The organism is Deltaproteobacteria bacterium, from assembly GCA_013151235.1.
Taxonomy (GTDB): domain Bacteria; phylum CG2-30-53-67; class CG2-30-53-67; order CG2-30-53-67; family CG2-30-53-67; genus JAADIO01.
In genome coordinates this window covers 1-17265 of sequence record JAADIO010000043.1, presented here as the reverse complement: position 1 = coordinate 17265, position 17265 = coordinate 1, and the positions used below count along the sequence as shown (strand labels likewise).

14 protein-coding genes and 1 riboswitch are annotated in these 17265 nt (G+C 53.4%); of the genes, 6 read left to right on the top strand and 8 right to left on the bottom strand.

The annotated features are described in order from the left end of the window. Window positions 1-1052: selenide, water dikinase SelD (gene selD, locus GXP58_08520; protein NOY53650.1), on the bottom strand; the 1052-nt coding region annotated here is incomplete at its 3' end. 250 nt (window positions 1053-1302) lie between these two features. On the opposite strand from selD, the gene GXP58_08515 reads away from it, so the two are divergent. The 5 genes from GXP58_08515 to GXP58_08495 all read left to right on the top strand — a co-directional run bounded on the left by GXP58_08515 (window position 1303) and on the right by GXP58_08495 (window position 7222). Then, entirely contained in the window at window positions 1303-2031 is a 729-nt protein-coding gene (locus GXP58_08515) for an RNA methyltransferase (GenBank protein NOY53649.1), read from the top strand. A 157-nt stretch (window positions 2032-2188) separates the two neighbouring features. After that, complete coding sequence (locus GXP58_08510) at window positions 2189-3607, top strand: phosphoglucomutase/phosphomannomutase family protein (GenBank protein ID NOY53648.1); 1419 nt, start codon at window positions 2189-2191, stop codon at window positions 3605-3607. A 15-nt stretch (window positions 3608-3622) separates the two neighbouring features. After that, a complete protein-coding gene (locus GXP58_08505; GenBank protein ID NOY53647.1) occupies window positions 3623-4009 on the top strand; it encodes a septum formation initiator family protein in 387 nt (128 codons plus the stop codon). Window positions 4010-4054: 45 nt separating this feature from the next. Then, window positions 4055-6250 carry a hypothetical protein gene (locus tag GXP58_08500; protein NOY53646.1) on the top strand — a complete coding sequence of 732 codons (2196 nt, stop codon included), beginning with the start codon at window positions 4055-4057 and terminating at the stop codon, window positions 6248-6250. Further along, the gene (locus GXP58_08495; protein ID NOY53645.1) at window positions 6251-7222 is read left to right on the top strand and encodes an ROK family glucokinase; all 972 of its coding nucleotides are present in this window, start codon (window positions 6251-6253) and stop codon (window positions 7220-7222) included. 146 nt (window positions 7223-7368) lie between these two features. On the opposite strand, the gene GXP58_08490 is transcribed toward GXP58_08495, so the two are convergent. Both GXP58_08490 and GXP58_08485 read right to left on the bottom strand, forming a co-directional pair. Continuing rightward, the gene (locus GXP58_08490; GenBank protein NOY53644.1) at window positions 7369-8754 is read right to left on the bottom strand and encodes an MBL fold metallo-hydrolase; all 1386 of its coding nucleotides are present in this window, start codon (window positions 8752-8754) and stop codon (window positions 7369-7371) included. Between the two features lie 74 nt (window positions 8755-8828). Beyond that, complete coding sequence (locus GXP58_08485) at window positions 8829-9584, bottom strand: hypothetical protein (protein ID NOY53643.1); 756 nt, start codon at window positions 9582-9584, stop codon at window positions 8829-8831. 344 nt (window positions 9585-9928) lie between these two features. After that, window positions 9929-10015: riboswitch (cyclic di-GMP riboswitch) on the top strand. Window positions 10016-10146: 131 nt separating this feature from the next. Between GXP58_08485 and GXP58_08480 the strand changes: the two genes are divergently transcribed. Further along, window positions 10147-10686, top strand: coding sequence for a hypothetical protein (locus GXP58_08480; protein NOY53642.1), 540 nt, complete (start codon window positions 10147-10149; stop codon window positions 10684-10686). Between the two features lie 283 nt (window positions 10687-10969). Here GXP58_08480 and GXP58_08475 read toward each other — a convergent pair whose 3' ends face one another. The 5 genes from GXP58_08475 to GXP58_08455 form a co-directional block, all read right to left on the bottom strand. Continuing rightward, window positions 10970-12205, bottom strand: a complete 1236-nt coding sequence (locus GXP58_08475; GenBank protein NOY53641.1) for a DEAD/DEAH box helicase — start codon at window positions 12203-12205, stop codon at window positions 10970-10972. Window positions 12206-12396: 191 nt separating this feature from the next. Further along, on the bottom strand, window positions 12397-14703 hold the full coding sequence (locus GXP58_08470) for a glycosyltransferase (GenBank protein NOY53640.1): 2307 nt from the start codon (window positions 14701-14703) through the stop codon (window positions 12397-12399). Then, window positions 14675-16144, bottom strand: a complete 1470-nt coding sequence (locus GXP58_08465) for a glycosidase (GenBank protein ID NOY53639.1) — start codon at window positions 16142-16144, stop codon at window positions 14675-14677. Before GXP58_08465 ends, GXP58_08470 begins: the two co-directional genes overlap by 29 nt. An 11-nt stretch (window positions 16145-16155) precedes the next feature. Continuing rightward, a complete protein-coding gene (locus GXP58_08460; GenBank protein ID NOY53638.1) occupies window positions 16156-17097 on the bottom strand; it encodes a glycosidase in 942 nt (313 codons plus the stop codon). 5 nt (window positions 17098-17102) lie between these two features. Then, the coding region (locus GXP58_08455) for a mannose-6-phosphate isomerase (protein ID NOY53637.1) at window positions 17103-17265 on the bottom strand (163 nt) is incomplete at its 5' end.

Sequence of the window (17265 nt, the reverse complement as noted above, 5' to 3'; positions counted from 1 at the left end):
TTTGAGCGAACCCGGATCTTTCCCGAAGGATCGTCAATAATGGTTCCGATCCGGTGGGAGGCGAGGGCTCCCACCTTCTGTAATTCTTTGATCAGCTGATCACTTTCCCCAGGATGAACGGAGATTAGAAGGCCTCCCGAAGTCTGTGCATCGCAGAGAATGAGACGGTCGATCTCGGAGACTCCCTCTTCCCAGAGAACGTCCCCATCGAGAAATTTCAGATTGGTCCTGGTTCCGCCGGGGATATATCCTTTCCGGGCCAGGTCCGGAAGCGAGGGAAGCAGCGGCACCTGATCAAACAGGATTTCGGCGCCGACTTTCGAGGCCGCCGTCATCTCATGGAGGTGTCCTAAAAGACCGAATCCGGTTACGTCGGTTACGGCATGGGGGGAGACGGATTTTATGGCCGTTGCTGCATCTTTGTTCAACGTCGACATGAGGCTGGTGATTTCTTCCACCAGTGCCTCTCCTCCGGCCCCGGCTTTTGTTGCAGTGATCCCGATTCCCGATCCCAGTGGCTTAGTCAGGACCAGCTCGTCGCCCACTTCTGCTCCGGCGTTGGTCAGGATCTCTTCGATCTTTGCGATGGCCGTGACGACAAGGCCGTATTTGGGTTCACGGTCGTTGATGGTGTGGCCCCCGACAATGGGAATTCCCGCCTCGGCCGCTTTGGATGCCCCTCCCTGGAGAATTTTTGCCATGATTCCCATGGGGAGGTTCCCTGGGAATCCGATGATGTTGAGTGCGATTAATGGTTTACACCCCATGGCGTAAATATCGGAGAGGGCGTTGGCGGCCGCAATTTCCCCGTACCGGAAGGGGTCGTCCACTACCGGGGTGAAATAGTCGACGGTCTGTACCAGGGCCTGGTGATCGTTGATGCGATAAACGGCACAATCGTCGGCGGTGTTGCTCCCGATCAGAACATTGGGATCATCGATTTTGGGCAGCTGTCCCAGAACTTGGGCCAGGTCCGAAGGACTGAGTTTGCAGGCTCAGCCGGCGCCGCTGGAAAGACTCATGAGCCGCGTCTTTTTGTTGAAAAGTCCCATTCATTCCTCCTGGTACAATGTTGATGGTGTCGTAAAAAGTCACGAAGCCCTTCGACAAGCTCAGGCGAACGGTGTAAGTGATTGATATTCCGTTCGTGGTGAGCCTGTCGAACCATGAACGGAATCCGGAAAACGACTTTTTACGACTTCATCAATGTTTAGAGCAGGTCGGATCTTGCATCCCTTCTGAAAAAACTATACACTGCAAAAGATGCAATTGCAATCCTTGAGGTTTTTTCCAAGGAAAAAAATGAAAGAACATCTTGACCGGATCACTGTTGTACTCTCCCACCCCCTCCATCCCGGCAATGTCGGTTCCGTTGTGCGGGCGATGAAAAACATGGGGTTGTCGAGGCTCCGGCTTGTCCAACCCTGCGATCACAGGGCCGAGATTGCCGAGTGGATGGCTGTGTCGGCGAAGGAGATCCTCCACCGGGCGGAGGTCTTCGTCGATCTTCCTGCGGCTCTTGCCGGATGCAATCTTGTTGTGGGGACCGTTCCCCCCGACCGGCCCCGCTTTCAGGGAGAGAGCCGTTTGCCCCGGGAGATGGCAAAACGCCTTTTGACGGTCCATCCCGACGACCGGATCGCTCTTCTCTTCGGGACGGAAGATCACGGCCTTTCCAACGAGGAACTCGATCTCTGCCATGAATTCGTGACGATCCCGTCGCACCCGGCCTTTCCCTCCCTCAATCTCTCCCATGCGGTTATGGTGATTGCCTACGAGATCTATGCCGTGGATGGAGGTGCGTCGGGAAGGGCGGATCGCTCTATTGCTGATTCCGTACTACAGGAGCAGATGTTTTCTCAGATGGAAGAGACCCTGTCCCGGATCGGCTTTCTAAATCGGGAGAATCCCCGGCACATCATGCGGGATCTCCGGCGGATTTTCGGCCGGGCAAAATTAAATGACCGGGAGGTGCGGATCCTCCGGGGGATCCTCCGGCAGGTCGACTGGGCCGTAAATGATCATGGATGATGGAGTGCTTTCCCCTGTCGTTCACATAACGTAAACAGATCAGTAGAAGGTCCGTCTGCCGGACTGGTCAGGCTCGAATCCGAAAAATCCGTTTGCATCCTCCCCTTGTTGTGCTATGATTTCATCTGAATTTCAGAGAACCATAGAGGGGGAAAGAATGGCGGAGATCCACTTTGGTACGTCCGGGTGGCGGGGAGTGATTGCTGATGATTTTACCTTCGAAAATGTGAAGGTCGTCACCCAGGCAATCGCCGACCATATTGTTGAGTCCGGATTGAAAAGCAAGGGAATCCTCATCGGCTATGATCCCCGCTTTCTGTCGGATCGGTTCGCCGAAGCGGCGGCCTCTGTCCTGGCCGGAAACGGGATTCAGATCCTTCTCAGTGACCGGGACATCCCGACACCGGCCCTTTCTTACGAGATTCTGCAATGTGCCGCGGCAGGGGCGATCAACTTTACCGCGAGTCATAATCCTTCCCAATACAACGGGCTGAAATTTTCCCCCGCCTGGGGTGGGCCGGCCCTGCCGGAGACGACGAAACGGATCGAGGCGCTTGCCCGTGCCGGGATGGTCGGGAAACGATTTGCCTTCCTCCCTTTTGAGGAGGGGAGAAAGCAGGGATTGATCCGCTTTTTCGATGGCCGGAAGGCTTACCTGAAGAGAATCCGTGAACTGGTTGACTTCGAGGTGATCCGTTCGTCCGGTCTGAAGGTGGCTGTTGATCCGATGTTCGGGACCAGCCGGGGATACCTGGACCGTTTGCTGGAAGAGACCGGTTTGAAGGTCCGCCTGTTGCATAACCGGCGGGATCCCTATTTCGGCGGAAAGCCGCCCGAGCCTTCGGAAGAGCATATTCACGAGATGATTGCCGCCGTCCGGGAAGAGGGGCTCGACTTAGGCCTCGGAACCGACGGGGATGCCGACCGCTTCGGGATCGTTGATCGGGGTGGAAAATATATCGAAGCGAACATGATCATCGCCCTTCTCCTCGATTATTTGATCCGAACCCGCGGCTGGGAAGGAGGGGTAGCCCGGTCCGTGGCCTCTTCCCACCTGATCGACCGGGTGGCGGAACTTCACGGCCGGAAGGTTTATGAGACCCCGGTGGGATTCAAGTATATCGGCGATCTGATCGCTCATGGAAAGGTGGTGATTGGAGGCGAGGAGAGTTCCGGCCTCACCATCCGGGGACATGTCCCGGAGAAAGACGGAATTCTTGCCGGTCTTCTGGTGGCCGAGATGGTGGCCCGGGAGGGAAAATCCGTCGGGGAACTTCTTGCAGCGATCTACGAGAAAGTGGGTACCGTCCTGACCCGCCGGGTGAACCTGAAACTGACACCGTCCGTGAAAGAGAACCTTGCCGTAAAAATGTCGGATCCTCCGGTATCCTTTGCCGGCCGAAAGGTCGCGCAAGTGGTGACGATTGACGGGATGAAGTTGATTCTGGATGACGGCAGTTGGGTCTTGATGCGTCTCTCGGGGACGGAACCGGTCGCCCGGTTTTATATCGATGCCGCATCGGAGGCAACGCTCGATGCTTTGACATCGGCCGGTCGGGATTTTATTCTGAACTGATCCGGTCAGGGGAAAATGAAGAAACAACGCTCGTCCAGGGGAAGTCAAAGGAAGAACCCGGCCCGTGAACAGCGGAATCTAAAGTTTGCCCTGGCGATGATTGCTTTTCTCTCCGCCGTTTTTCTCCTTTTTACCTCGTTGTTGGGGGATAAAAGTCTTTTCCAGTTGCATAGAATGGAACAGGCCCGTCAGTGGTGGGTTCGGGAGAACGCCGCCCTGGTGAAGGAGAACGGGGGACTCAGGGTGAAGATCAAATCGGCTCGTCACGATCCTTTTGTGGTGGAGAAGATCGCCCGGGATGAGTTGGGGATGGTCCGGAAGGATGAGATCGTTTATCTCTTTCATTCCGACCGGATCCATGATGTGGAGGGGGCGTTGTCCCCGAAGAAGGATGTTCCCTGATGACGGTCGTCGCCCGGATGAAAGCCGGGGGATGAGGAGGAATCAATGCCCACGAGCCGGGATCCCATTTATCTCGCGATCATCTGGCACATGCACCAGCCCTACTACAAAGATCTGGTTACGCGGGAGTACCGTCTTCCCTGGGTGCGGATGCATGGGATCAAAGATTATTTCGATATGGTCTCCATCCTTCGGGAGTTTCCTTCGATCCACCAGAACTTCAATCTCGTTCCCTGCCTCCTTGAACAGCTCGAAGATTACACCGACCATCAGGCCAAAGATTTCTTTGCCGATCTCTCCCTGAAACCGGCGAAGGATTTGAAAAAGGCGGAACGTATTTCCATCCTCCACAATTTCTTTTTCGCCGAGTGGGAGAATATGATCAAGCCCTGGCCTCGCTACTGGCACCTGCTGAAGAAACGGGGCTTCCGGGCGGATGAAAACCGGCTGGAACAGGTGGAAAAGATTTTTAATGAACAGGACTTTCTCGACCTCCAGGTCTGGTTCAATCTTACCTGGTTCGACCCGCTCTTTAAAAAGAATGACCCCTTTCTGAAGAATCTGTTGCGAAAGGGAGAAGGTTTTACCGAAGAAGAGAAGGGCCTTTTGATGCAGAAGCAGATTGAGGTGTTGCGGAGGATTGTTCCCGAGTACCGGGCTCTTTCCGCAACCGGGCAGGTGGAGATCTCCACCACGCCATTTTATCATCCGATCCTGCCGCTTCTCTGCAACACCGATCGCGCCCGGGATGCCTGTCCGCAGATTACCCTGCCCCGGCGGACCTTCATCCATCCCGAAGATGCACGTAAACAAATTGAGATGGCCACGGCCTACCATGAAAAACTGTTCGGGTCGAAACCTGTGGGGATGTGGCCTTCGGAGGGCTCCGTGTCGGAGGAGATCATCCCGATTATCTCCGATGCCGGAATTCATTGGATCGCCACCGACGAGGAGATTCTGACCTGTTCCCTTCTCCCGGACTTGGTGAAGGCGAAGAAGGAAAAGAAGGATTTTCTTTTTCAGCCCTACCGGGTGAAGGTAGACGGCCGGGAACTCGATATCCTCTTCCGGGATCACGGACTTTCGGATCTCATCGGGTTCGTTTATTCCCGGTGGGATCCGGCCGATGCGGCGAAGGACTTTCTCCATCACCTGCATCAGATCCGGGATGCCGCGCTGGGGAGCCGAAAGGCGCCGCTGGTAACGATCATTCTTGACGGGGAAAATGCATGGGAGCACTACAGGAACGACGGCTGGGACTTCTTCACGGAACTCTACACCCGCTTGAGTCATGATCCCCTGATCGAGACCACGACAGTTCGCAGCTATCTCGATCGTTTTCCACCGGAGACAACCTTATCCCGCCTTCATGCCGGTTCCTGGATCAACCATAACTTTCGTGTCTGGATCGGGCATGAGGAAGACAATCTTTCCTGGGATGCTCTCTACGAAACGCGGGAATTTCTGGTGCGTACGGAACAGGAAAAGAAGGGGAATATCGATCCGGAGAAATTAGAGCGGGCCTGGAAGGAGATCTTTATTGCCGAAGGAAGCGACTGGAACTGGTGGTACGGGGACGACCATTCCTCCCAGAACGACCGGGATTTCGATGAACTCTACCGGAAACATCTGGCCAATGTCTACACCCTGATGGGGGAGGACCCTCCGGACCATCTCTTCCTGCCCATTCTTCGGGAGAAGAGGGTGGAGATTACATCGGAGATTACCGCCTTCATGTATCCCGAGATCGACGGACAGGTGACGAATTATTACGAATGGATTCCCGCCGCCCTCTATGATGTATCCACCGTGGGCGGTACCATGCACCAAGCGGATTCCCTGATCCGGCGGATCTACTACGGCTTTGACCTTGATACCTTCTATCTTCGCATGGATCCGACGCGGAATCTCGATGCGGAACTCTTCCAATCCTTAACTTTCGAGATTCATTTTGTCGGGCCACCCGGGATTCGTATCGTTGCGTTTTTTGAAAAAGGTAAATTGCGGGCCAAATTCCTCCGCGGAGAGAATCAGGAACAAGAACTTTCCAGGGTCGCCTATGACCGGATTATCGAGATGGGAATTCCCTTTGTTGCCTTGAACGTGCCCGTTGGTCAGCAGGTTAGTTTTTTTGTTCTCGTCAAACGGGAACAGATGGAATTGGAAAAATGGCCGTTGGGTGCCTATCTCTCCTTTGAGGTCCCTTCGAAGGATTTTGAAGCGATCATGTGGAGTGTGTGAATGCGTAAATCATTAATCGGTGTCGATCTCGGCGGGACGAATATCCGGGTCGCCGGGATCTCCTTTCGGGGAGAGATCTTCCAGCGTCGCAAGGCTTCAACGGAAGGGGAGTGCGGGAAAGATGCCGTCATCGAAAAGTTGGTCCGAAGGATCCGGCATGCTCTGGAACGGGAAAAGCGGGAGGGGCGCAAAGCGGTGGCTATCGGCGTCGGCGTCCCCGGTGTGATCCTGGCCCGTCGGGGAATCATCGTTTCTTCTCCCAACCTGCCCGACTGGCTGAATGTCCCCCTGAAAGAAATGATCCGAAAGGAATTTGCTCTCCCTGTTGTTGTAGAGAATGATGCCAATGCGGCGGCCTTTGGGGAAAAATGGGTCGGCGTCGGCAAGGGAGCCAACAGCCTCATATGCCTGACGCTTGGGACCGGTGTCGGGGGTGGAATCATTCTTGACGGGAAGGTCTGGCATGGGGAAGATGGGATGGCCGCCGAGGTAGGTCATACCACGGTCAATCCGGACGGCCCCCAATGCAAGTGCGGAAATACGGGTTGCCTGGAAGTGTATGCCTCGGCCACCGGGATCGTTAGTGAAGTTCGGCGGCGTATGAAAAGGGAAGGTTCCCTTTTGAAAAAAAGTTTCCAGGGACGGGAGGATTTCTTCCGGGCTGAAGATGTCTTTCGGGCAGCGAAGAAAGGGGACCGGGTCTCCCTGAAGGTGATCGAGCAGATGGGACGCTACCTCGGGATCGGGATTGCCAACCTGGTAAATCTCTTCAATCCCGACATGGTCGTCCTTTCCGGCGGTGTGACGGCGGCCTGGAAGGATTTTATAGAAATTGTTAACGAAGAAGTGCGGGCCCGGGCCTTTGTCGTGCCCAGGAAACGGGCGAAGATTTTGAAGGCGAAATTAGGAGACAACGCCGGTCTCATTGGTGCTGCGGGTGTAGCGCTGGAGATGATCCGGGAAAAAAGATAACCGCCTCTCGCCAAACACACGAAGGATCCCAAGAACTGCAACTGCATATTCAAATCTTGGTCAAAATCAAAATCTGTTGCAAGTTTACCTTTGATGAAGTCGTAAAAAGTCCTTTTCCGGTTTTTGCTCTTGGCGATCTTCTGTTTCTACAAGCAGATCTCCTTTCCCAACTCCGGGATGATCACCTCGATCCCCTTTTCCATCTGCCGGATCATCTCCGCCGTCCAACCGACCGATCCGGTTTCTCCGTGAACGAGAATCACCTTTTTAGGCGTCAGGTCCTCTACAATCTGCAGGATCTCTTGCCGGTGAGAATGGGCTGAAAATCGGAAGGTGAGGACATCGCAGACCTTCTTGCGGGGGGGAAGCAATCTGTCGATGGTGACCTCCTGACCTTGGGGAGTATTCAGGAGTTGAAATCCCGGGGTGTCTTCATCGAGGTATCCGACGAAGAAAATCCCATGCTTCGGGTTTTCCACCATTCCCCAGGAGAGCTGATTGGCGGGTGTTTTTTCGCTCAACATTCCTGAGGTGGCAACGATGATGCTCGGGTTTTTGAAGCTTTTCTTCGTCAGCGAGTTTCTGGAGTTCAGCGACCGGGTTGGGATATCTTTAAAGAGGAGTTCCGGGTCCTTCCTGCGTGTATGGAGGGCGAACCGATCATAGATTTTGGAGAAGACCTTGCCCATACCGCTGACCAGGATCGGGACATCGGGGATGCGGTCCCGCTTTTTCAACCGGTTAAGAATCGAGAGGAGTTCCTGGGTCCGGCCCAGCGCAAAGGTCGGAATCAGGACCGTTCCTCCCCGGTCGATGACCCGACGGATTTCCGCAGCGAGACGCTGGATTTCATTCCCCCGTTTTTTTCGTTCCGCTTCCGGACTGGAGCAGAGGGTGTTCTCGAGGATCAAAAGATCGATCGCTTCTTTGGGATAGAGGGCGCCTTTGATGACGGTCTGGTCATGCCGGCAGGTGTCTCCCGTATAGAAGACCGTCCTTTCTCTGCCCCGGATCAGGGTCCCGGCAGATCCGAGAATGTGCCCGGCATCCAGAAAAAGACCTTCCAGTTCCTCCCGATGATAGCCGTTCATGGAGGGAATCCGGAAGGCCTTCCCGTACTCCATCGCCTGAAAGAGGTTGGCGATCATGTCGATTTCCTGGTGTGTGTAGAAGGGATACTCGGAGACGCCCTTTTCTTCCTTCAGCCGTTCCATAACGGTGACCGTGTTGTGCAGCATCCGCATGGAGATGGGGAAGGAGGGGCCGGTCATGAAGATCCTCGGCGTCGGAAAATACTTCAGGACGACCGGAAGGGCGCCTAAGTGGTCGATATGGCAATGACTGATCAGGATTGCATGAATCTCTTTTTTGCGAAGTCCTTCCAGCAGGGGAAGACTGTCTTTTCCGTACTTCTTGGGGTGAATTCCTGCATCCAGAAGGATTCCGGTTCCATCGAGCTCAAGGTGATAGGCGTTGGCGCCGATCTCGCCGCACCCCCCCAGAGCAGTGAATTTGATATGGTTGTCACGCATGCTGTTGATTGTCCGTTTGAGTATTGAGAAGATGCACCATGCAGGCGGAACAGATCTTATAGGACCTGCACATTTCAGTATGCCATCTTGGGATGGCATCGGCCACAATCATTCATGGGGAAGGAGACCTTTAGATGACAGACCCCGCAGAATTTCCCCTTTAAGTTGTTGACCATTGAGAAATGCTTTGTCGTTTTCTTTTTGATATTAAAAATGTCCGGATGGCAGTTTGCACAATCAAGCCACAGATTATGTTTCTTGTGCGGGAAGAAGGCGGGAGGAATCATGTTCCACTCTGCCCGGAGTTGAAGCTCCTTGTTGTAGGGCATAGGTGTATAGTTTTTGTCCGTCAGGCTTTGTCGTGGTTTAATCAAGCCTTCCTCTACCGCTTTGACCCAGTCGATTTTGTTGCCCGTCGGAGCCTGGGGCAGTTTTGCCGAGAAGGCCGTAAACTTCTGCCAGCCGTACGTCCGGTTTCCGTTGTGGCACTTTTTGCAGTTCTTTTTGGTGTGGCCGAAGGCGATTTTTCCATTGTGGCATGCTCCGCAGAATTTCCCCCTCCGGTTTGCCTCTTCCGTGATCTCCGTTGTGTTTTTCTGCATCATAAAGCCTAATTCAAAATGGCAGACGCGGCAGGTATCTTTTGCTCGATGTTCCCAATGGGAAAAAACGACGGGGAGCTGATGATTTTTCGTGGAGATCCGGTTGATCAGGATGTTTCCGTAGAGAGGAGGCGATGCGACGGGAGGGAGATCGAACATGGACTGCCGGGCATAGGCCGGAAGGGCAAACAAGAGACAAATCAACAATGTCCCACAGAAGTTGCACATGGAAAATCTCTCCTTCTGAGATCATTAAATAAACCGGCATCGGGATATGAAAAACCTGCCTGCTCCTGGCGTCAGAGTGCTATCGGTTTTGTGTTAAGCCACTTGCAAAAGTATAAAATATTAACATAATCCTTTGCTCTGAATCAAGGATTTTCCGGACGAAAGGGGTCAAGTCTGCTCTTGACTCACCTTGATCCAGAAAAATTTTTCGTAAGGTGACCCAAGAGCAGACTTGACCCCTTTTAATGACCCAAGAGCAGACTTGACCCCTTTTAATGACCCCTTTTAAAAAAAGCTAAAGTTTTACGCTGTCTCATCCGATAGTTCTGGATAGAGAAGATGTTTCGTGACAATGGCAACCTGCTCCGAAAGGTGCAGGGCGCAAAGCTACCTGCCTGGGACCGAAAGGTTACGGTAGAGGGGCTGCCGGAGAGACCGATGAAGTATTACGGGAGAAAAAGACCTGTTTCCGATCCGGGACAGGTCTTTTTTTGTCCTCGCCCGTACGGCGCTTCCCCCTCTTTCGTTCCTTTGTTTCCGGACTGGGAGGGAGGGAAGAAGCATGAAACTCCACAAAGTCCTCTTGGTTTTCTTAACGTTGGTGCTGATGTTCGTTGAGACGGCATACGCCGGACGTTTTGCAGATGCTTTTCGGAAATTTATTGTAGGAACGGATGCTGAAGCCTATGGCGTGGCTCCATCGGCCCCTGTTGTTCCCCCTGGCGGCGTTTCGGCTCAATGTATCGCCTGTCATGATGGCGCGACGGCCAGTCTGATCGTCGTCCGGGAAGTCGGGACCCCGATACAGTACCGGGGGCACCAGACGGTCAATCACCCCATCGGAATGAGTTACGACCGTTATGCCCTTGCAAAACCGAATCATTACACACCTTCCGATGCCTTGCCTCAGGATGTCCGTCTGGAGGAGGGAAAGGTAACCTGTATCTCCTGTCATAAACTCCGTCCGGGGGTGCTTGATCCGGAGAGAATCGTGGACGCGGAATTTAGCGACAATGCCGCTGATGGCTGCCTGGCGGAATGGGGCAGCCTGACGGTGGGGCCGAGGGAGACCGATCTCTGTCTGGCCTGCCATGTCATGTAAAGAGGATCCCGTGAAGCTTGATGGTCTCGTAAAAAGTCACAAAGCCTTTCGACCCTTCAGCCGGTTCAGGACAGGTCCTTCGATGCTTCGATAAACTCAGCACAGGCCCGCTCAGGACGAACGGTGTAAGTTATTGATATCCCGTTCGTGTGGTTCGGCGAGCTTCCGAGCATGTGGTTCGGCAAGCTCACCATACTCGGAAGCTTGCCGAACCATGAACGGAATCCGGAAAACAACTTTTTACGACTTCATCAAGCTTTTGAGATCATAAAGACTTACGGATCTATGACGGGTGAGGCATGCTGAAAGATGTCTGTTCACTTCTTGTTCGGTTCCAGGTCCTTTTGCCGCCTCGAACCGGTTTTTGAACCGGTCGATCTGTCTTGCCCGTTTTGCGAGCTTTGTAATCAAAGTCAGCTACGGTGCGGCGATCGATCGGGCGGTTCAGAATCCGCTCAATGGATCGTACCATATTTTTGTCCTCCCCCGTTACCAGCGTATAAGCATCACCACTCCGCGCCACCCGGCCTGTCCGGCCGATGCGGTGGATATAGGCTTCGGTGGTGTTGGGGATGTCGTAGTTGATGACGTGTGAGATCCGGGCCACGTCGATCCCGCGGGCGGCGATATCGGTTGCAACGAGGATCTGGAACTTGCCCCGTCGAAAGCCCTCCAGTGCGGCCTGGCGTCGTGACTGCGACAGGTTGCCCTGCAACGAGGTCGCCCGGTAGCCCGCTTTGGTGAGTTGTTCTCCCAGTCGCTTGGCTCGATGCTTGGTGCGGGTGAAGACCAGCACAGATTCGGTGTCGGTACTGCGTAACAGTTCCAACAGGAGACGGGTCTTAAGGTGCGGTTCGACCGGGTAGACCGCATGATGAACCGTGACTGCCGGGGCGGTGGTTCCTACCTGAACGGTTACCGGATCCGTCAAGACATCCTGCGCAAGATGCCGGATGACCTTCGGCATGGTGGCCGAGAAAAGCAGGGTCTGGCGTTTCCGGGGAAGATTCTTTAGTATTTTCCGGATGTCCGGGAGAAAACCCATGTCGAACATATGATCCGCCTCGTCAAGGACCAGGACGTCCACATGGCGGAGATCAATCGTTCCCCGTCCGATATGGTCCAGAATTCTGCCGGGACAGGCGACAACGATCTCAGGGCCCTGCCGAAGTTTTTGTGCCTGTGGATGAATGCCCACACCTCCATAAACGGTTACGCTCCGGATGCCGGTCCCGGCCCCGAATTTCCCGATGGCCTCATGTGTCTGCTCGGCCAGCTCACGGGTAGGGGTGACGATCAGGGCTCGGACACATCTCCGTTTGCCTTCCATCAGTCGGTGCAGAATGGGGAGGACGAAGGCGGCTGTCTTGCCTGTGCCGGTTTGTGCCAGACCCATGACGTCGTGCCCCTGTAAAACCTTGGGGATGGCTTCTGCCTGGATCGGTGTGGGGGTGACAAAACCTTCCGCTGTGACACCGGCTTTGACCTTGGGGTGTAAATCAAATACGTTGAAATCCATAAAACTCCTTCTTTCTTGTTCCCATAAAAAAAACCCCGGATGCATTCCGGGGCTTTCGAATATTCGTTTTTTACCAGGAACAGCGTTAATTAATAAGCCACGCTAACATCTTTGATCGACTCCTGTCAAGCAAAATATTCGTGTGGCTTGATCTTTGAACCAGTCTTTTATGTAGATCCTTTCCTCTTTTCTTATTTGCGAACGAGGACTTCCTGTTCAAGGATTTTATACATGGTGAGGAGGGAAATAAGCCAGGAAAGGGTGGACTCTGCGCCCTGATTCGCGTTCACGCCGGTAGGCTGAATCCCGTCACAGCAGCCTCCTGTTTCAAAATCATAGATCTGTGCATTCAGATCGTTTCGTCCCAGAAACCAGGTGAGGCACCGCTGTCCCTCTTCGATCCACGTCCTCTCTCCAGTGGCACGAAAGGCCTCGGCGCAGGCTTCTATCAGAGACATCGCCTCGATCGGTTGTTGATCAAAGGTCGATGAATCGCCTTTCCGGTTGTGCCAATCGGAATTCCCGATGATGGAGAGGTGACCATCCGGTGCCGTCTGTCTGGCGAGCAGCCACTTCAGGCTTTTGATTCCCATTGCGAACATTTCCGGGTTTGGTATCCATTGGCCGGCGAGGATCAGTGCATGGGGCAATTTGGCATTGGCATAGGTTACCTGATCTTCACACCACGGCCAGTCCTCCGAGGCCCTTTCCTGGAAGAGGTTAAATAGTTTCCCCCCAAGATCCGTACGCAACCGGCGGGCCGTTGCATCCCCGCCGAAGATTTCCATATAGGCTTGCAGACCGACAATGGTAAAGGCCCATGCCCGGGGTGATATGAAGTTTTCGACGGCAGGCAATCCGTCCGAAAAAAGGCCTGCGGCCATTTTCAGAATCGAGTCACTCGGTGCATATTTTACGGTGGTACCCAGCCCCCAGATGGACCGGCCATGGGAATCTTCGCTTCCAATCTCTTCGAGCCATCGTCTGTCATAGGACATGAAGTTCCGGAAGCGTCCGTTCTCCGGATTAAAAGAGTCATTCATGAAAGAAAGGTAGGTCTGGATCAAGGGGACCATGCCTTTATCCTTGCGCAGGGAGTAGTACAGACAGACCGCAATGAGTGCTCTGGCATTATCGTCTACGCAGTAGCCGTGGGTACGGTCGGGGATGGAATATTTTGCGTGCTGGAGCATCCCCGTGGTGTCGGTCATGATTCTCAAATGTTGCAAGTTGATGTCGGGAAGTTCACTGACGATTCGGGCATCCGGTCTTTCCGTAAATTGTTGTATGGCCCGGTCATAGGTCTGCTTGAGTACCTTGCCGGTTAGTTGAAGATAGCTTCGGCCCACTTCCTCCCAGATCATTGACCGACCGAATTGGTAACACTTTTTGCGTGTCTCCATTCGTTCTTCCTCGTGATCCAGCAAATGGTTGACGGCTTCCGCGATGGCGTGTGGGTCGTTGAAAGGAACAAGGCGTCCTCTCCCGTCGGCCAGCAGTTCTTGTGCATACCAGTAGGGGGTGGAAACAACAGGGGTCCCCATGCCCACGGCATAGGCAAGCGTGCCGGATACGATCTGCTGCTCATTGACGTAGGGTGTGATATAAATATCAGTGGCCCGGACGTATTGCATCAACGGTTTCAGGCCGACAAAACGGTTTCGGAACAACACATGATCGTTGACACCGAGCCGGTTGACAATCTGGTAAAGGCCCTGAAGATAGGAATCCCCGGACTCCTTCACGATATAGGGGTGGATCTCGCCCAAAACAATATAGACTGCCTCGGGGTGGCGTTCGATAATTTCAGGCAAAGCCTGAATCATTATGTCAATGCCTTTCCCCGGACTCAGCAGACCGAAGGTTAAAAGAATTTTTTTCTCTTTTAACCCGATTTGCCTGCGAAATGTGTCGGAACGTTCGAGAGGGGTATCCGGGATTCCATGCGGGATGAATGCTATTTTTGAATTGTCGATGCCGTATACTTCCTGCAGAATCGAATGGGCTTTGTGAGCCATGACCACAAAGGATTCGGAATATTTTGCCAGTTCCTGCATGATGATACGCTGTCCGTCGGAAGGATTCTGGAGCACGGTATGCAAAGTTGTTATCACCGGCATTCTCAGGTTCTTGATTAAACTGATAATGTAGGCTCCGTCCCTTCCCCCAAAAATCCCGAATTCATGCTGAAGGACGGCAATGTCGAACTTGTGGACATTCAGAAAATCGGCGGCGCGGATATAGTCACGCTGGACATTTGCCCGAATCTGGAACTTGACACGGCCCGGATAGTCATACCCTTCTTCCACATCATCCATGGCAACGACGATCAGGTGTTCATCGCTTTTTTTTATATGTCCTGCAAGTGCGTCACACAGATCGCTGGTAAAGGTTGCAATTCCGCACTGACGGGGAAGATAATTACCGATGATTGCTATTTTTTTCAATGGTTCCTCCTGTACTGGATTGTTATCTGTCCAGCATCCGGGACAGCAAATTCTTAACCGAAACAACCGCAATTCCCGACGAGGTATCCGACATGGAATAGGGAATAACCAATTCCTTGTTGTGAATGATGGCGCCGCAGGTATACAGCACGTTCGGTACATAACCTTCCCGCTCTTCTTCCGTGGGAGAAAGAAGCGGTTCGGACAGGCGGCCGATTACCTTTGTCGGGTCTTCCAGGTCCAGCAGACAGGCTCCGATGCAGTATTTTCTCATAGGGCCGACGCCGTGGGTCAACAGGATCCATCCCGACTCGGTCTCAAGGGGAGAACCGCAGTTCCCGATCTGTATGAATTCCCATGGGTATTCCGGTTTCTGAAGGAGTTGGGCTTCGTGCCAGAAATGCAGGTTATCCGAAGACATGATATAGATATTTTCTCCATCCTGACGGGAGATCATCATATATTTCCCATTGATTTTTCTCGGGAAGAGAGCCATTCCCTTGTTCTGTACCGCCTTGCCGTTGAGGGTCCTGATTTTAAAGTTGTCAAAATCCCGGGTTTCCAGAAGCATCGGAAGGATATCGAAACCGTTGTAGGCGGTGTAGGTTGCATAATATGTGGCAGATCCTCGATCATCGCAGAAGCGAACGAACCGTGCATCCTCAATTCCCCGGCTTTCGTTTTCGGAGACCGGAAAGATGACTTTCTCCGAGATCCTCCGGTCCTTTCTGAATCGTAATGCATAATTGGATCCGGCAAGCCAGAGCATCTTCTCTGTCGTCTCATGGAGTAAAGCAGGCGGTTCTTCATACCAGGTATGGGTCTTCTTCCGGATCGCGGTTTGCAGTTCAACAAAGGAAAACCTGTCGGGCAGGTCCTTCAGGATTTCTTCGGAGACGTTGTTCTTCGACCCCATATCTTCCAGCTTTAATTGAAAGACGTATTTGTCATACGTCGGGTTGTTGATGACTTCCGGGGTCTCCACAAAGCGGCCTACTTCGTCAAAGTGCATGTTATTCGTTTCGTCCAGAATGCCGCTTCTAAATTCAATGGAAGAGATATGCCCTTCGCCGGTGGAACGAAAACTCAGGATCACCCGAATGGATCCCGGGTGCAGATTGCTCTGGTCCGGATGTGCCACGATGGAGGGATTAAAAAAGGCGGCCGCCTGTATCGAGTATTCATGGGTAAAAAAAGACCCGATCAAGCACCGCCTTTCGCCGGAGATCTCTTTGCCGTTCGGGAGATAATCTTTGACGGCATGATAGTTCCTGTCGAACACTTGCCGGATGTTCTTGTGGCGTGTGGAAAAGTCGGCAATGACCCGGTTCAGGTTCTGCTTGACTTCCTCTTCCGAGAGACCCAGTACGCGATCAATCATATGACCGATCTGTTCCCGACTGCCGGGCATGAAGAATTTGGTGATCACCCTGGACGATTTTGACTCGATCCGTTTTTTCTTTCTTCTGATCCGCAGAGATTCCTGATGCATCGTATGTTCCTTTAATAGGGTGCCCTTGAATGGTTGAGGCACATCTCCACAAGGTCCGTGATTCGGGCGGACCCGGCACACATGACGGTGTCGGCCCCTCCCCAATAAATCTTTACCGTACCGTCCTCTTCCGGGACGGCGCCGCAGGTGAACACGACATTGGGAACATAGCCGACGGTCTCCCAGGGATCTTCCGGTTCCAGTATCCAGTCATCGGAGATGCCGATTATCCTGGATGGATCCTCCAGGTCGTGCAGCGCCACGCCTAACCGGTAAACCGCTCCCGACATGGTCCGGTAGACCCCGTGGTAGATATTCAGCCACCCCTGGTCCGTCCGGAAGGGTGTAGCTCCGGGGCCGATCTTCAGCTCATCCCAGTGATAGGTCACCGGTTTTATGACCACCTTCGAGTCTCCCCAATGGACCAGGTCGGGAGAATAGGAAATGTAAATGGACCAGGGAGAGATTTCGGAATGAGGACGATCCAGACGGACATAGCGGCCGTCAAACTTCTGAGGGAAGATCACCACGTTGCGCATATCCGGTTGGGAGATCAGTGCGATCCGCTCGACACTCTTGAAATCCCGGGTCCGCGCCAGGGCGATCCTAACGCCATGCCTGGAATAAGCGCTGTAGGTGAGCAGGTACTGATCATCCATGGCGCAGATACGAAGGTCCTCGACCCCGAACTCTTCGTATTCGGCGAAGACGCCTTGGGTTGCAGGAACCAGGAAAGGCTCCGGATTTACGGTGAATGCGTAACCGTCTTCGCTTTCCGCCAGGCCGATGACGCACCGGCCGTTTAAAAGATGGGAGCGGAAGAGCATCACATACCTTCCGTCATGCTTGACCATCCCGGCATTGTGAACCGTGGAAACGGGATAGGGAATATCCCGCCGGGTCAGAATGGGGTTTTGCCCATATCGTTTAACCGTCGGATTTTTCAAAACCATCTCCTCTACGTTCGACCGAAGTCATCCTCAATCCTTACAATATCATCCTCGCCGAAATAGTCTCCCATTTGTACCTCGATAAAGGCCATGTTTTCCGTTGTCGTATTCTCAATGCGATGGACCCCCCCCCTTGGGATGTCTATGGAATCGCCTTTTTTGAGCCGGATC

Excerpts from the sequence above, each read along its gene's own strand:
- GXP58_08490 (NOY53644.1), bottom strand. The coding sequence starts at position 8,754 with ATGCGTGACAACCATATCAAATTCACTGCTCTGGGGGGGTGCGGCGAG.
- GXP58_08500 (NOY53646.1), top strand. The coding sequence starts at position 4,055 with ATGCCCACGAGCCGGGATCCCATTTATCTCGCGATCATCTGGCACATG.
- GXP58_08480 (NOY53642.1), top strand. The coding sequence starts at position 10,147 with ATGAAACTCCACAAAGTCCTCTTGGTTTTCTTAACGTTGGTGCTGATG.
- GXP58_08460 (NOY53638.1), bottom strand. The coding sequence starts at position 17,097 with ATGGTTTTGAAAAATCCGACGGTTAAACGATATGGGCAAAACCCCATT.
- GXP58_08475 (NOY53641.1), bottom strand. The coding sequence starts at position 12,205 with ATGGATTTCAACGTATTTGATTTACACCCCAAGGTCAAAGCCGGTGTC.
- GXP58_08515 (NOY53649.1), top strand. The coding sequence starts at position 1,303 with ATGAAAGAACATCTTGACCGGATCACTGTTGTACTCTCCCACCCCCTC.
- GXP58_08510 (NOY53648.1), top strand. The coding sequence starts at position 2,189 with ATGGCGGAGATCCACTTTGGTACGTCCGGGTGGCGGGGAGTGATTGCT.
- GXP58_08505 (NOY53647.1), top strand. The coding sequence starts at position 3,623 with ATGAAGAAACAACGCTCGTCCAGGGGAAGTCAAAGGAAGAACCCGGCC.
- GXP58_08465 (NOY53639.1), bottom strand. The coding sequence starts at position 16,144 with ATGCATCAGGAATCTCTGCGGATCAGAAGAAAGAAAAAACGGATCGAG.
- GXP58_08485 (NOY53643.1), bottom strand. The coding sequence starts at position 9,584 with ATGTGCAACTTCTGTGGGACATTGTTGATTTGTCTCTTGTTTGCCCTT.
- GXP58_08495 (NOY53645.1), top strand. The coding sequence starts at position 6,251 with ATGCGTAAATCATTAATCGGTGTCGATCTCGGCGGGACGAATATCCGG.